16 protein-coding genes are annotated in these 14,966 nt (G+C 33.7%); 9 read left to right on the forward strand and 7 right to left on the reverse strand.

Features of this window, described 5'->3' with window-relative positions; genetic code table 11:
- The first annotated feature begins 20 nt into the window (after positions 1–20).
- From ACM55M_RS07270 to ACM55M_RS07285, 4 genes are all read left to right on the forward strand, one after another.
- Entirely contained in the window at positions 21–743 is a 723-nt protein-coding gene (locus tag ACM55M_RS07270; RefSeq protein WP_416856904.1) for an SAM-dependent methyltransferase, read from the forward strand.
- A gap of 513 nt (positions 744–1,256) precedes the next feature.
- Positions 1,257–1,775, forward strand: coding sequence for a hypothetical protein (locus tag ACM55M_RS07275; protein WP_416856905.1), 519 nt, complete (start codon positions 1,257–1,259; stop codon positions 1,773–1,775).
- A gap of 149 nt (positions 1,776–1,924) precedes the next feature.
- Positions 1,925–3,052: a methionine aminotransferase gene (locus ACM55M_RS07280; RefSeq protein WP_416856906.1), complete on the forward strand. Its 1,128-nt coding sequence runs from the start codon at positions 1,925–1,927 to the stop codon at positions 3,050–3,052.
- 78 nt (positions 3,053–3,130) lie between these two features.
- Positions 3,131–4,012, forward strand: coding sequence for an SDR family oxidoreductase (locus ACM55M_RS07285; protein WP_416856907.1), 882 nt, complete (start codon positions 3,131–3,133; stop codon positions 4,010–4,012).
- Between the two features lie 96 nt (positions 4,013–4,108).
- On the opposite strand, the gene ACM55M_RS07290 is transcribed toward ACM55M_RS07285, so the two are convergent.
- The 4 genes from ACM55M_RS07290 to ACM55M_RS07305 all read right to left on the reverse strand — a co-directional run bounded on the left by ACM55M_RS07290 (position 4,109) and on the right by ACM55M_RS07305 (position 6,490).
- Positions 4,109–4,423 carry a hypothetical protein gene (locus ACM55M_RS07290; RefSeq protein WP_416856908.1) on the reverse strand — a complete coding sequence of 105 codons (315 nt, stop codon included), beginning with the start codon at positions 4,421–4,423 and terminating at the stop codon, positions 4,109–4,111.
- A gap of 69 nt (positions 4,424–4,492) precedes the next feature.
- Positions 4,493–5,023, reverse strand: coding sequence for a YceI family protein (locus tag ACM55M_RS07295; RefSeq protein ID WP_416856909.1), 531 nt, complete (start codon positions 5,021–5,023; stop codon positions 4,493–4,495).
- A gap of 43 nt (positions 5,024–5,066) precedes the next feature.
- Complete coding sequence (locus ACM55M_RS07300) at positions 5,067–5,819, reverse strand: pirin family protein (RefSeq protein WP_416856910.1); 753 nt, start codon at positions 5,817–5,819, stop codon at positions 5,067–5,069.
- Positions 5,820–5,908: 89 nt separating this feature from the next.
- A complete protein-coding gene (locus tag ACM55M_RS07305) occupies positions 5,909–6,490 on the reverse strand; it encodes a Crp/Fnr family transcriptional regulator (RefSeq protein ID WP_416856911.1) in 582 nt (193 codons plus the stop codon).
- A gap of 152 nt (positions 6,491–6,642) precedes the next feature.
- On the opposite strand from ACM55M_RS07305, the gene udk reads away from it, so the two are divergent.
- From udk to ACM55M_RS07330, 5 genes are all read left to right on the forward strand, one after another.
- Complete coding sequence (gene udk, locus ACM55M_RS07310; protein WP_416856912.1) at positions 6,643–7,251, forward strand: uridine kinase; 609 nt, start codon at positions 6,643–6,645, stop codon at positions 7,249–7,251.
- A gap of 121 nt (positions 7,252–7,372) precedes the next feature.
- Positions 7,373–7,696: an FtsB family cell division protein gene (locus ACM55M_RS07315; RefSeq protein ID WP_416856913.1), complete on the forward strand. Its 324-nt coding sequence runs from the start codon at positions 7,373–7,375 to the stop codon at positions 7,694–7,696.
- Positions 7,697–7,746: 50 nt separating this feature from the next.
- Positions 7,747–9,114, forward strand: a complete 1,368-nt coding sequence (locus ACM55M_RS07320) for a methylmalonyl-CoA mutase subunit beta (RefSeq protein WP_416856914.1) — start codon at positions 7,747–7,749, stop codon at positions 9,112–9,114.
- Between the two features lie 54 nt (positions 9,115–9,168).
- Positions 9,169–11,307 (forward strand): methylmalonyl-CoA mutase, encoded by a 2,139-nt coding sequence (scpA, locus tag ACM55M_RS07325; RefSeq protein ID WP_416856915.1) that lies wholly within the window; start codon positions 9,169–9,171, stop codon positions 11,305–11,307.
- Positions 11,308–11,645: 338 nt separating this feature from the next.
- A complete protein-coding gene (locus ACM55M_RS07330; RefSeq protein WP_416856916.1) occupies positions 11,646–12,179 on the forward strand; it encodes a hypothetical protein in 534 nt (177 codons plus the stop codon).
- A 75-nt stretch (positions 12,180–12,254) separates the two neighbouring features.
- Here the strand turns inward: ACM55M_RS07330 and ACM55M_RS07335 are convergent, their stop codons facing one another.
- The 3 genes from ACM55M_RS07335 to mltG form a co-directional block, all read right to left on the reverse strand.
- The gene (locus tag ACM55M_RS07335; RefSeq protein WP_416856917.1) at positions 12,255–12,896 is read right to left on the reverse strand and encodes a peptidoglycan-binding protein LysM; all 642 of its coding nucleotides are present in this window, start codon (positions 12,894–12,896) and stop codon (positions 12,255–12,257) included.
- Between the two features lie 97 nt (positions 12,897–12,993).
- Positions 12,994–13,911: a DUF2279 domain-containing protein gene (locus ACM55M_RS07340; protein WP_416856918.1), complete on the reverse strand. Its 918-nt coding sequence runs from the start codon at positions 13,909–13,911 to the stop codon at positions 12,994–12,996.
- Positions 13,912–13,913: 2 nt separating this feature from the next.
- On the reverse strand, positions 13,914–14,954 hold the full coding sequence (gene mltG, locus ACM55M_RS07345; RefSeq protein WP_416856919.1) for an endolytic transglycosylase MltG: 1,041 nt from the start codon (positions 14,952–14,954) through the stop codon (positions 13,914–13,916).
- Between the last annotated feature and the right edge of the window lie 12 nt (positions 14,955–14,966).

Raw genomic sequence — 14,966 nt, forward strand, 5'->3', positions numbered from 1 at the left:
AGGAACATAAAATCAAACCAATGAAACCAACCTCTCTTTTAGGAAAACTCTATTTAATACCAACTACAATGGGAGATTGCAACCCTATGGATGTTTTACCTCAAACCATTAAAAGAAGTATTGATTTTATTGATTATTATATTGTTGAAAACGAAAAAACAGCCCGAAAATCTATTAAAGGAGTCAGTCCTGAAAAGAAGCAATCGGAGCTGAAACTTTTTGTTTTAAACAAACATACTGAAACCAAAGAGCATTTAGATTTTATCAAACCTTTATTAGAAGGAAAAAATGTAGGATTGATGAGCGAAGCAGGTTGTCCCGGCGTAGCTGATCCCGGCGCAGTAATAGTAAAACTGGCACATGAAAAAGGAATCCAAGTTGTTCCTCTCGTAGGTCCTTCTTCTATTCTTTTGGCAATGATGGCTTCTGGAATGAACGGACAAAGTTTTACGTTTAATGGGTATTTACCTATTGAAAAAGGAGAAAAGAAAACAGCTCTTAAAAACTTGGAAAAACTATCTCAGGATAAAAACCAATCTCAACTTTTTATAGAAACACCCTATAGAAATAATAAAATGCTGGAGGATATTTTACAAGCCCTAAATCCTGCAACCTATCTTTGTATTGCAACAGACATTACTTTACCAACAGAATATATCAAAACTATGCGCGCTTCTGATTGGAAAAAGACACAGGTAGATTTACACAACCGCCCTACTATTTTTATAATTCATAAAATGTAACAACTTATTCTGAATTTAAAAATCAGAACAAAATAGCTTTGGCATTAAATTAAAAAGTTTCCTTTTATAATAGGCAGTTTTAAAGGAACATCAGAAAAACATACTTTCCAAATATTACCATTCCATCCTCTGAAAACAAATTAAAATAATAAGTCACTCTATAAAATGTTCATTACTGAATGATTATTTTTCATAGAAGAAAAACAAAATAATCTTGCCTTTTATTTATAGGCACAGTGGATTTTCCTGCTAAAAACAGACATAAAAACTCCCCTCATATTAACTTTATTTATAGAAAAAGTTAACTGCATCACTTTGAAAAAAGTGGTAACTTTACTAGTCCTCAATATAATTTTTTGACTTAATATTCAAAAAATATAACCACTAATGTTTTGAATTATAATGATTTAAATAAATTAAAAACAAAAAGGGGAAGAAAACGATAAACCTTACTAAATTTATTTTAATCATAGCTATTGACATGACTTGAAATATAATTTAAAAACTAATATCATGAAATCGTTTATTATTGTTGTGCTTTTTTTAAGCATAACCATTACATCATATTCGCAGGATATTGATGGAAATATAAGGATGGAAGAATTACCTGGGGTTGTTATTAAAAGCGCTGGAAAAGACTTCTCTATATATTTACCCGATAAAAATCCTGATAAAAATGTAAGAGCTTTAGAAGAAAAATTTATCGCATATGATCTGGGAAAAGATTATGAAGGATATGAAAACTATTTAGTAATTATGGAAACCAAAAATGGATCATTGAATGCAACTTATAATGAAAATGGAAAATTGATCCGAGTTGTTGAAAACTATAAAAACGTAAGACTTCCAAATAGTGTAATTTATTCCGTTTATAAAGCTTTTCCCGGGTGGCAAATTGTAAATGACAAATATTTATATTCTCAAAAAGAAGGTGATGTTATTAAAAAAGAATATAATCTGAGAATAAAAAAAGACAAAGACGTTCGCAAATTAGTTGTTAATGCGAATGGGGATATTGTCAAAGGAATGTAATCACAAATAAACATAAATTAAAAGCTATCATTCAGATAGCTTTTTTTTTGAGACTTAGACAACTATATATTTTTTAAATTTTAATCTTCAAAAAAACAAACTTATAGCTAAACGAGTTATATTTATCAAGTAAGAAATGAAATCATTTTATGAGTAAATTACCAAATATCACTACAAGTATTTTTACTGTTATGTCAAAAATGGCCGCTGAGTATAATGCTATTAATCTATCGCAAGGTTTTCCAAACTTTCCTGTTGATGAAAGATTAACAGTTATTGTTGCCAAACTTGCCAAAGAAAACGTACACCAATACTTGCCTATGTCAGGTTATCAGCCATTATTATCAAAAATAGTAACACTAGTCAAAAAATCATACGATAGAACCATTCAAGCTGGCACTGAACTATTAGTAACCGCTGGAGCTACCCAAGCTATTTTTACCACAATACTGGCTTTAGTAAAAACTAATGATGAAGTTCTTATTTTAGATCCAAGTTATGATTGTTATGAAGCACCAGTTTTACTTTGCAATGCAAATCCAGTTCGAGTGGCTTTAAATGATGACTATACTCCAAATTGGGAAATTATCGAAAAAGCCTGTACTTCAAAAACGAAAATGATTATCATTAACAATCCACATAATCCAACAGGTAAAATTTTAAAGCAATCTGATTTTGAATCATTGGAAATTCTACTGGAAAAATATCCTGACATTTTAGTTCTATCTGATGAAGTCTACGAATACATCACTTTCCAAGAAAAACATATTTCTGCCCATACTCGGAGGAAACTGCTCAATCGTTGCGTGATGATTTCCTCTTTTGGAAAATCGTTCCATGTAACTGGTTGGAAAATTGGTTATTTAGTAGCTCCTGAATACTTAATGAAAGAAATCAAAAAAGTACATCAGTTTTTAGTTTTTAGTGTAAATAGTATATGTCAGGTAGCTATTAGTGACTATTTAGACTTAGTTTCCGTGGATGAAATTGGGAAATTCTATCAGGAAAAACGAGATTACTTTAGACAATTACTAAAAGACAGTCGTTTCACACTCATGCCTTGCGAAGGAACTTATTTTCAGGTTGTTTCCTATGCTGCTATTTCAAATGAAAATGATGTTGATTTTTGCAAACGCCTAATAGTTGAACATGGCGTGGCTGCCATTCCTATTTCTACTTTCTATACTGATGGAAAAGATCTGAAATTAATTCGATTTTGTTTTGCCAAAGACAATGCAACACTGGAAGAAGCTGCTAAAAGATTGTGTGCCATTTAAAAGCATCGATTTTATTTTTTTATTATGCGCGCATACTATTTAATTTATTATATTTACAATAAAAAAAAATATCAAAACATGAGTTATACAGATAAAATGTTACGAGACGATGCCCTAAAAGGCAAAGTGATTGTCGTAACCGGTGGCGGAAGCGGTTTAGGAAAAGCAATGACTAAATATTTCTTGGAATTGGGTGCGCAAGTTGCCATTACATCAAGAGATTTAGAAAAACTAAAAAATACAGCTGCGGAACTGGAAACAGAAACGGGTGGAACTTGTCTTCCTATTCAATGCGATGTACGTCATTACGAAGAAGTAAAAAATATGCTGCAAGAAGTTTTGAAAGCTTTTGGTAAAGTTGATGTTTTACTTAATAATGCTGCCGGAAATTTCATTTCTCCAACCGAAAGATTATCTGCAAATGCTTTTGATACTGTAATTGATATTGTTTTAAAAGGAACAAAAAACTGTACCCTTGCTTTTGGAAAACATTGGATTGACACCAAACAGAAATCATCTACTATCTTAAATATCGTAACTACTTATGCTTGGACTGGTTCTGCTTATGTGGTACCGAGCGCTACTGCAAAAGCGGGAGTTTTGGCCATGACACGAAGTCTTGCTGTAGAATGGGCTAAGTACGGGATTCGTTCCAATGCGATTGCTCCGGGACCTTTTCCAACTAAAGGCGCTTGGGACAGATTATTACCAGGAGATTTAGCCGAGAAATTTGATATGGCAAAAAAAGTGCCGTTAAAACGCGTGGGAGATCATCAGGAATTAGCCAATTTAGCGGCTTATTTGGTTTCTGATTTTTCAGCGTATGTAAACGGCGAAGTTGTTGTTATTGATGGTGGCGAATGGCTCAAAGGCGCCGGACAATTTAATATTCTGGAAGCTATTCCCGAAGAACTTTGGGATCAGTTGGAAATGATGATTAAAGCAAAGAAGAACAAATAATAGTTTTTTTGAAATAAACCATTAAGAGATTAAGAAAAATTAAGAACTGGAACTTAATAAAACTTAATTTCTTAATGGTGAAAAAAAAAGAATTTTTTAATTTTTATTATTTTCCAAAGCTACTAAAATTTCACTTTTCAGCAAGCCACTTCCGCCACCATAGTGCTGTACAATAATTATATTGGGATTCTGTTTTTTGAAAAAAGCACACAAATTAGTTTCACTTTCTTTCTGAATTCCGGAACCCAATAGTACCAGTGAAAACTCTTTTTGGCAAAAAATTTCCTTTGCGGCTTCATCATTAATAACCCCTACTCCATTCCAATCTTCATTAGAATTAATGAGTCGGACAACAATAGCCAGAATTTCGATATGTCTTCCTATGTAAAGAATATTGGTGGTTTCCATCATTCAACTTTTAAAAAACAGCAACCTCAAAGATTAAATTCATTGAGATTACTATTTTAGTCCTTCTGAAAATTATAATTTTATAAATTGCAATTCAATATTCAATCGAACTTCTTCACCTACTAAAACTCCGCCAGTTTCAAGAGCTGAATTCCAATTCAATCCCCAATCTTTTCTATTGATTTTTCCTTCTAATGAAAAAGCTAATTTTGTATTCCCCCATGGATCTTTCATTAGTCCACTAAATTCTGCTGCTAGTTTCACTGATTTTGTAACGCCATGCATGGTTAAATCTCCAACCAATTCATATTCACCCTCATTAATTTTAGTAAAGGAAGACGCTGTGAATTTAATTTCGGGAAACTGCGCTGCATCAAAAAAGTCAGGACTTAATAAATGGGTATCTCGATCTGCATTTCCGGTAGATATGGAATCGACTGCTCCCGTAAATTCAATTTTTGCGTTTTCAAAATCAGTGTCTTCTGCTTCTATTGAAGCATCAAATTTTGAAAATTTACCTGAAATAGTAGTAAACATCATGTGTTTTACTTTAAAACCAATTTCTGAATGTGTTGGGTCTATTGCCCATTTTGTTGTTGACATAGTAGTATTATTTATTAGTTATTTCTATTGTTTTTTTATCTGATTATAATTTCATTGGTACTTCCATCAAAAGGATTTCGGCATCGGCTGAATTTGCCGTGATTGAAATTATATTAGTATCCCAAATTCCTAATCCGTCACGTTCATTGAGAGCGATGTTTCCTATCGTGAAATCACCTTTCAAAACGAAAGCATAAATTCCGTTTCCAGGTTTTTTCAATTGATAAGAAGTAGAAAAATCCTTGTCAAATTTTCCGATATGAAACCAAGCATCCTGATGAACCCAAACGCCTTCGTCATCTGGATTTGGGGATAAAATTTGTTGCAGTTTATTGTGACGATCCTTCAAGTCCAAAGTAACTTGGTCATAACGCGGGGTTACATTTTTTTGATTCGGATAAATCCAAATCTGTAGAAATTTAACCAACTGGTCTTTATTCTTATTGTATTCGCTGTGAAAAATCCCTGTACCGGCACTCATCACCTGAATATCTCCTTCTTTGATTACGGTAGTATTTCCCATGCTGTCTTGGTGTTCTAAATCACCCTCAAGCGGAATAGAAATAATCTCCATATTATCATGTGGATGTTTCCCAAAACCCATTCCTTGACTAACTCTGTCATCATTCAAAACACGTAAAACACCAAAATTTGTGCGCTCCGGATTGTGATAATTAGCAAAGCTAAACGTGTGATAGGATTCTAACCAACCATGATTCGCGTGACCACGGGTATTGGCTTTGTGCAAAACTGAATGAGTGATAACTCCGTCTTTAATTTTATCTGTATTTTCCATTGTTCTTTTCTTTAGTATTATGGTACAAAGTTGCGTCAAAAAAAAAGCGCCTGCATTGAACTAGGACAAGAAATGAAAATAACAGGAATTTAGAGTTTGGCAATTTTGGTTCTTACTTTGCTTAAAAACTCAGCCGAAATACCAAGATAGGAAGCAATGTAATGTTGGGCAACGCGCTGTGAAAGTGAAGGATACTGCTCGAGAAACTCCAAATATTTCTCGGTAGCCGTTTTAGAAATAGTATTGAATAAGCGGTCTTGAGTGACTGCCAGACTGCGTTGCATCAATATCCGGAAAGCTCGTTCAAACTTTGGTGCTTTCGTAAATAAAGCTTCTTTTGTTTCGGGACTAAACATAAAAAACTCACAATCTTCCAATGTTTCGATGCACACCCGACTCGGCTTATCTTCATAAATACTAAAAGAAATATCACTCACCCAAGCATTTTCGATGGCAAATTGAAGAATCACTTCAAAACCATTGGCATCAATATAATATTTCCTGACACAACCTTTGATAACAAATGCTTCAAAGTTGCACATTTCACCTTCATGGAGCAAAATCGTTTTCTTAGGAACGGTTTTATATTCCAATAAAGAATTGAAAATTTCTAATTCTTCCCGTTCAAAAGTGACGTACCGACTAATATTTTTATTGATTTGTGAATACAAAGCGCTGCAGTTTTTAGAAAACTAAAGGTAGAAAAAAATGCTAATTAATACTATCCGATAAATATATTAAATTAGCAACATTTCCTCAAAAAACAAAACCACTCGCAATTAAATTGCTATTTTTGCCTTGATAAATAAATAATACAACTTTTATGCTCATTATAGGAATTGCCGGAGGAACAGGAAGTGGAAAAACAACCGTAGTTCATCAAATTATGAATGAATTACCGGAAACAGAAGTAGGTATTATTTCACAAGACTCCTATTATAAAGAAAATCAAGGGCTGTCATACGATGAAAGAGCACTCATTAATTTTGATCATCCGCGTGCTATTGATTTTGAATTATTGGTTGCTCATCTTAAAGAACTAAAAGAAGGAAACAACATCAATCAACCCGTTTATTCCTTTGTAACGCACAACAGGACTGACGATACCATATTTACACATCCCCGAAAAGTGATGATTGTAGAAGGTATTTTAATTTTGGCAAATCCAGAATTAAGAGAATTATTTGATGTAAAAATATATGTTCACGCGGATTCTGACGAACGATTAATCCGTCGCATGCGACGTGATATTGCAGAACGGGGTCGCGATATGCACGAAGTCATCAACAGATACCAAACGACTTTAAAACCGATGCATGAGCAGTTTATAGAACCTACAAAAGCATTTGCTGACATTATTATACCAAATGATAAATACAATACCGTTGCCATAGACGTAGTTCGGGCGGTAATAAATCAAAAAATACTATAATTAAGTTGTAATTTTAATCTAATAAAGATTAGGAGCTATTTCCCGCTTTACGTTACAATCTTTTTATTTTTTGCCAAAAATAAAAAGGATTTTCACTGCAATCGGGGCTAAAAAAATAAAAATGACAAATCCGTATAAAAACAAACCTTGGTTTAAATTTTTGAGTAACAAATACGTTTGGGTCTTGTTGTTTTTTGCTACTTGGATGATTTTTTTGGACAACTATTCGTATTTCGACCACCGTTTTCTTGACAAACAAATTGACGAATTAGAAGACAATAAAAAATATTATCAAGAAGAAATAAAAAAAGATCAGGAGAACATCAAAGAATTAAAAAATTCCGAACAAATAGAAAAATACGCTCGCGAAAAATACTATATGAAAAAAGACAGCGAAGACATTTATATCATTGAATTCGAAGGTGACACGATTGAAAAAAAATAAATAGTTAAAAATTTTAATTATTCAAAACCATAAAATAATCAACAAACAAAATGGCTGCAAACCTTTTCGATGATTTCAATCCCATTTCTTCCAAACAATGGAAACAAAAAATCCAATTTGAACTCAATGGAGCTGATTATAACGAAACTTTAGTTTGGAACTCCCCCGAAGACATTCAGGTAAAACCGTTTTACCACAAAGATGAATTCAAGAAAATTTTTCCCGTTACTACAAAAGCAACTCAATTCAAAATTTGCCAAAACATATTTGTTTATGATTTTGAAAAATCAATCGAAAGAGCTTTAGATTCATTAAATCGTGGTGCGAACAGTCTTCGGTTTACAATAGAAAATGAATCGATTGACATCACAAAACTATTGGAGAAATTGCCTTTAGAAAAAGTTACCGTTTACTTCCATTTGACTTTTATCTCAATCGATTTCGTTAAAAAGATTGATGCATTTGCAAAGAAAAACAATACGATAATTTTCTGTAATCTGGATCCAATTGGACAATTAGCCAAAGACGGAAACTGGTTTGTAACCAAAGAAAAAAGTAATTTTGAAACGCTGAATTTACTTTCGGCAGCAACAACAGCTGTATCTTTAATAAGCATCAATGCCGCTTTGTATCAAAACGCAGGCGCAAACATGGTGCAGCAAATTGCCTATAGCTTAGGCCATGCTAATGAATATTTCAACCGAATTGAATCTATAAATCAACCAATTGTTTTCGAAGTTGCTGTTGAGACAAATTACTTTTTTGAAATAGCAAAATTACGCGCTTTGCGATTGCTTTTTAATTTGATTGCCAAAGAATACAACCATAACTTGGATTGCAACATTATCGTTTCGCCTACAAAACGCAACAAAACATTATACGATTATAACGTAAATATGTTGCGAACTACGACTGAATGTATGTCGGCAATTATTGGTGGAGCGGATGCTATTGCTAATTTACCTTACGATGCATTGTATCACAAAGACAATGAATTTGGAGACCGAATCGCGAGAAATCAATTATTGATTCTCAAAAATGAAAGTTATTTTGACAAAGTCAATAATCCGGCTGACGGAAGTTATTATATAGAAAGTCTTACCAATCAATTAGCCGAAAAATCGTTGGCTTTATTCAAGGATATGGAGTCTAATGGTGGTTTCCTGAAACAACTTAATGACGGAATCATCAAAAGAAAAATTCAGGAAAGTGCTGATACGGCTCAAGAATTATTTGAAAATGGTAAAGAAATTTTACTTGGGACAAACAAACATCCCAACAACGCCGATAAAATGAAACATGATTTAGAACTGTTTCCCTTTGTAAAAGTCAAACCGAGAAAAACATTAATTACGCCAATAATCGAAAAACGACTGGCCGAAAAAATAGAACAAGAACGATTAGAGAAAGAAAGCTAAGCGTTTAGTATTCCGTTAAAACATTTACAAAATAGTATAATTCATTGCTTAAAAATGAAAAGAAAAGCGCTTCAACATATTCAATTAGAAAGTCAAAAGTCGAAAGTCGAGAGTGATCATTTACTCGCTAATACATTTCTCACAGCCGAAGGAATAGAACTAAAACAAACCTATTCGGAACAAGACATTGAGCATCTTACTCATCTTGATTTCGGAGCTGGTTTTGCACCAAATTTACGCGGACCATACGCTACGATGTACGTTCGCCGACCTTGGACAGTGCGCCAATATGCAGGATTTTCCACTGCCGAAGAAAGCAATGCTTTTTATAGAAGAAATCTGGCTGCGGGTCAAAAAGGACTTTCCATCGCTTTTGATTTACCTACCCATCGCGGGTATGATTCAGATCATGAACGCGTAGTGGGTGATGTAGGAAAAGCAGGAGTTGCGATTGATTCTGTGGAAGATATGAAAGTATTATTCGACCAAATTCCGCTGGACGAAATGTCGGTTTCCATGACCATGAATGGTGCCGTTTTACCCATTATGGCTTTCTATATTGTCGCTGCAGAAGAACAAGGCGTAAAACCCGAATTACTTTCAGGTACGATTCAAAATGACATTCTGAAAGAGTTTATGGTGCGTAACACCTATATTTATCCGCCAACTCCTTCGATGAAAATCATTGCTGATATTTTTGAATTCACCAGCAAAAAAATGCCGAAATTCAATTCTATTTCTATTTCAGGATATCATATGCAAGAAGCGGGAGCCACTGCAGATATTGAATTGGCTTACACGCTAGCCGATGGATTGGAATACATTAGAATCGGATTAGCAACAGGAATGAAAATTGATGAATTCGCTCCACGATTATCATTTTTCTGGGCGATTGGAATGAACCATTTTATGGAAATTGCCAAAATGCGTGCAGGAAGAATGATATGGGCAAAACTGGTAAAACAATTCGAACCAAAAGACGATAAATCATTAGCATTGCGAACCCATTGTCAAACTTCGGGTTGGAGTTTAACAGAGCAAGATCCTTTCAATAATGTGGCTCGAACCTGTATTGAAGCTGCAGCAGCCGCTTTTGGAGGAACACAATCTTTACATACCAATGCTTTGGATGAAGCAATTGCATTACCAACAGACTTCTCGGCAAGAATTGCCAGAAACACGCAACTCTATTTACAAGAAGAAACTAAAATCACAAAAACTGTCGATCCTTGGGCTGGAAGTTATTACGTAGAAAGTTTAACGAATGAAATTGCCGAAAATGCGTGGAAACTGATTGAAGAAGTGGAAGAACTGGGAGGAATGACGAAAGCCATTGAATCCGGAATTCCAAAACTTCGAATAGAAGAAGCTGCGGCCAGAAAACAAGCAAGAATAGACAGTGGCCAGGATATTATTGTGGGAGTTAATCAATACCGATTAGAAAAAGAAGACCCTTTACAGATTTTGGATGTGGATAACCAAATGGTTCGCAAACAACAACTGGAACAATTAGACCGAATAAAAGCGACCCGAGATACTGAAAAAGTACAAGACTCTCTAAAAAAATTAATCCTTTGTGCTCAAACTGGCGATGGCAATTTACTGGAAATTGCTATTGAAGCTGCTAGGAACAGAACAACATTAGGAGAGATTAGCGATGCGCTGGAAACGGTTTTTGGAAGATACAAAGCACAAATTAAATCCTTTAGCGGTGTGTATAGTAAAGAAATAAAAGATGACAAAAGTTTTGAAAAAGCAAAACAATTAGCAGATGAATTTGCTAAAATAGAAGGACGTCGCCCTCGAATTATGATTGCCAAAATGGGGCAAGACGGACATGATCGTGGGGCAAAAGTTGTTGCCACCGGTTACGCCGATGTAGGTTTTGATGTTGACATTGGTCCACTTTTTCAAACACCGGCTGAAGCTGCCAAACAAGCGGTAGAAAACGACGTACATATTTTAGGGGTTTCCTCTCTTGCTGCAGGACATAAAACCCTTGTCCCTCAAGTAATCGATGAACTTAAAAAATACGGTCGGGAAGATATCATGGTGGTTGTTGGCGGAGTAATTCCTGCACAAGATTACCAGTTTCTATTTGATGTTGGTGCAGTTGCCGTTTTTGGGCCCGGGACAAAAATCAGTGAAGCAGCTATCAAGATATTGGAAATTCTGATGGAAAGTTTCGAATAAACAGATTCTTTTTATATCAATTTTAAAAAACATCAATCGAAAAATTGGTGTTTTTTTGTACCCGTTTTTCAATCTATATTACAAGTATGTATTCCTATTAAAAAAAGGTTTTTTAGAGTAGTTACTTTTAACATAATATGTAGAAATAATTAACTTAATGGGCTTAATAAATATGTTAATTTTACCGTAGACAACATATTTTTTAAAATAATTTTTATTTAAAATATTGATATACAATTTATTAACATCATTAATACGAATTTGTAAACAATATCATTTACCATTTATTTGTTCATTAAAATTTATCTCATTTAATATTAATTTAAAAACCAAATATCATGAAATCATTACTTATTATTTTGTTATTTTTAGGTTTATGTGTACCATCTTATTCGCAAGATCAGAAGAAAGATAGTGTTCAGGGAAAGATGAAAATCACAGAATTGCCACCAGTTGTAATCAAAAAAGCAGGGAAAGATTTCTCAGTCTATCTTCCGGATAATAACCCCGATCAAAGTGTTCAAGCTGTAGAAGAAAAATTCATCGCTTATGATTTAGGGAAAGACTTTGAAGGTTTTGAAGAATATCTCTTGGTTATGAGTACCAAAAAAGGGACTTTATCTGCAACTTATGATGAGAATGGAAAATTAATCCGTGTGGTTGAAGAGTATAAAAATGTAAAACTTCCCAGCGAAGTAATTTATTCCATTTACAGAGCTTATCCCGGATGGGCAATTGTAAACGATCAATTTCTCTATACACAAAAGGAAGGGGATGTAATTAAGAAACAATATAACGTTAAGATTAAAAAAGACAATGAAATCGTTAAATTAGTAGTTCGTCCAGATGGCGAAATTATAAAAATGAAATAATACTACTGTGAATAATAAATAAAGAAGAGGCTGCCAAAATATATTTGGTAGCCTCTTCTTTGAATAACGTAAAAATTATATGTTTTTTATGCTGGCATTACTATCAGCAACAATAAACGAAGTATCATACCCTCCAAAGGATTTCATGTAACTCCGTATTGAAGTGCCATAGGCATCCCGGAAATATCTTTTACCTTTATTTTTCAAATATTTTCTTACTGAACCTGCCCCTCCAAGATGTGCAGCAGCCAATATTCCGGATTCCGTTATGTAGATTCCATTCATTATTGTGCCTTCGTATTTTTCAATTTCTTTTTTTAATTCCCATTTATTTTTTGCCAAAAGAGCAATAAATGCTTTTTCCTGCATTTCAGGACTATTCAAAAAAGCGGAACTATTATATATACCGATTGATTTTAGTGTCTCAATACCAAACTGGTATTTGCCTAAATAACCGAGTGAATTAATTTTTTTGTATTTGCTTTCGGATTCTCTATATCCGATTGCTTCTTTGAATCCAATAAAGAAATTTCCAGTAAAAGGGATGTTCAAATTGGTGTAATCTTCTTGTTTTTCAGATGGAAATAAGTAGTGTGATCCATCTTCTTCGTGAACTAGAAACCATGAGTTGGTGTCTAAATTAAAGGGCTTAAAACCCGAGCTTAAAAAGGCAATAATAATTGTCAAACCTGTATAAAAATACCATTTCTTTATCATAAATTGTTTTTCTTCAAAACGCTGTCCCGTTAAGAAATTTCTACGTGCAAATATACGTAAAAAATAATTATACTGATAATCAATGAGTTAAAGTTTACTAAAAATAGATTAAGTGCACTTTAACATCGTTGAAGTGCACCATTTCAATCGTTGGAGCTGGTATTTTTACTGTATTTAAAACTGCAAAAAGAGTCTTTAAAAAGTGTGATTTTGTGTTAATTTTAGTCAAATCTACATCAAAACTCACGTAAAATTGTCTGTATCTTTGTCTATTTAGAGTCGGAAATTGAGTCTCATTTTGTCTATTTCCGGTTATCATTCCTTCGGCTCCATAACCCAAAGCAAGATTCAACCATTTTGGTATTTTTGAGCCTTTCGCAAAGGAATATAAATTGACCGAGAGCCAATAGGTTTGTCCATTATAATCTTTTAAAATTTGTTCCGTAAATGAATTTCCTAAAACTTCTGGTCTTTGATTTGCATATTGTGTGGTATGAAAAGAAAATTTGGGAGTTATCCGCTGTTCTTTCCACAGTAATTCCTGCGAAACATACAAAGCCGTTCCTGAAGCATTAGCGATTATGTCGCCAGATGAAGCACCCCAGTCAGAAGAATATCCATCCATAGCCTCTACAGCTGTCAAAAAAGCAAATCCTAGACCTGCTCCATAAATAAGTTGGTTCTTTTTACTGGCTCCACTCCATTGCAACATTTCGGCACCAAACCTTCCTAAATGATACGAAGAAAAAGAATGTCCCAATTTGTCCATTTGAAGCCATTCGGAATTATCATTTATAAAATGAAAATCAGACTTGGGGTAATCGGCATACCAAAGTTGGTTTAAACCTACCAAAATCCCCGAAGCCAATACCACTTCAGAGATTACTACGGTTTGTTGTCTTTTTTTATTTAAAGAATTAGATGGTGTAAGGAAAGTATCAATTGTATTTTGTGAAAAAACCGTTTGATACCCAATCAAGAGCAAGAATAAAAAAAGTAGTTTTTTAAATTTCAAAACTATCTTTTTACACCTTGACTGTTTATCCAATCGGAATATTTTTTGGCATTTTTATTGTGTTCTTCTAAAGTCGCGGCAAATTCATGGTATCCAAAACGTTCCACACTCGCACAGAAATAGATAAAGTTATTTTTCTCTGGATTTAAAACTGCTTCCAATGCTGTAATATCAGGCATCGCGATAGGTCCTGGAGGAAGTCCAATATTTACATAGGTATTATAAGGAGAACTCATTGTTAAGTCATTATAAAAAACTCTTTTGATAACCTGATCAAAATCATTTGACTTCTTTTTTATCGCATAAATTACTGTTGGATCTGCCTGAAGTGGCATTTGAGCTTTTAACCGATTCAAATAAACTCCTGCAATTCTTGGTCTTTCATCTTTTTTAACAGATTCTTTGTGCACAATCGAAGCTAGAATAGTGGCTTCAATTGGTGTTAATCCTTGTTTGGCGGCTTTGGCAACACGTTCCTTATTCCAAAAATTTCTATATTCTTTAATCATTTTATCCCGGAACTTTTCAGCCGAGGTATTCCAATACGTTTCATAGGTATTAGGAATGAACATTGCCAAAACATTCTCTTCGGTAAAACCATTTTCTTTCAAGAAAACAGAATCTTTAAATGAAGTCAGCAATGACAGACTGTCGGCTTCAATTTGAGAACCCACACGTCCTGCAAAATTCTCCAATCGTTCCTGATTATTGAAAGCCAATTTTACCGGTACATTTATTCGTAATGTTTTTACCAATTCATAACTATTCATTCCTTTTGTGAATAAGAAACGACCCGGTTTTACATTTGCCGGATAATCTCTTTTACTGGCAACCATTTCAAAACGGCCCATATTTTCGACATAAGGAGCGATTATTTTTTTGACATCTTCGTATTTAGAATCTGTTGGAATTTTAATATAGACTTCTTTATCGGCAAATTTTGTATTAGCCGAAAAAATCTGACCCAACAAAATAAATCCATAAACTATTAATACTGATATTAATACCACAGAAATGATTGTTATAATTTTTTTTAAGTTCAAAATAATTATTTT

This window comes from Flavobacterium galactosi (genome assembly GCF_048158585.1).
Classification (GTDB): Bacteria; Bacteroidota; Bacteroidia; order Flavobacteriales; family Flavobacteriaceae; genus Flavobacterium; species Flavobacterium galactosi.

Coding starts and splice junctions, on each gene's coding strand:
- ACM55M_RS07290 (WP_416856908.1), bottom strand. CDS start 4,423: ATGATGGAAACCACCAATATTCTTTACATAGGAAGACATATCGAAATT.
- scpA (WP_416856915.1), top strand. CDS start 9,169: ATGAAAAGAAAAGCGCTTCAACATATTCAATTAGAAAGTCAAAAGTCG.
- udk (WP_416856912.1), top strand. CDS start 6,643: ATGCTCATTATAGGAATTGCCGGAGGAACAGGAAGTGGAAAAACAACC.
- ACM55M_RS07295 (WP_416856909.1), bottom strand. CDS start 5,023: ATGTCAACAACAAAATGGGCAATAGACCCAACACATTCAGAAATTGGT.
- ACM55M_RS07285 (WP_416856907.1), top strand. CDS start 3,131: ATGAGTTATACAGATAAAATGTTACGAGACGATGCCCTAAAAGGCAAA.
- ACM55M_RS07275 (WP_416856905.1), top strand. CDS start 1,257: ATGAAATCGTTTATTATTGTTGTGCTTTTTTTAAGCATAACCATTACA.
- ACM55M_RS07300 (WP_416856910.1), bottom strand. CDS start 5,819: ATGGAAAATACAGATAAAATTAAAGACGGAGTTATCACTCATTCAGTT.
- ACM55M_RS07315 (WP_416856913.1), top strand. CDS start 7,373: ATGACAAATCCGTATAAAAACAAACCTTGGTTTAAATTTTTGAGTAAC.
- ACM55M_RS07320 (WP_416856914.1), top strand. CDS start 7,747: ATGGCTGCAAACCTTTTCGATGATTTCAATCCCATTTCTTCCAAACAA.
- ACM55M_RS07330 (WP_416856916.1), top strand. CDS start 11,646: ATGAAATCATTACTTATTATTTTGTTATTTTTAGGTTTATGTGTACCA.
- ACM55M_RS07270 (WP_416856904.1), top strand. CDS start 21: ATGAAACCAACCTCTCTTTTAGGAAAACTCTATTTAATACCAACTACA.
- ACM55M_RS07335 (WP_416856917.1), bottom strand. CDS start 12,896: ATGATAAAGAAATGGTATTTTTATACAGGTTTGACAATTATTATTGCC.
- ACM55M_RS07280 (WP_416856906.1), top strand. CDS start 1,925: ATGAGTAAATTACCAAATATCACTACAAGTATTTTTACTGTTATGTCA.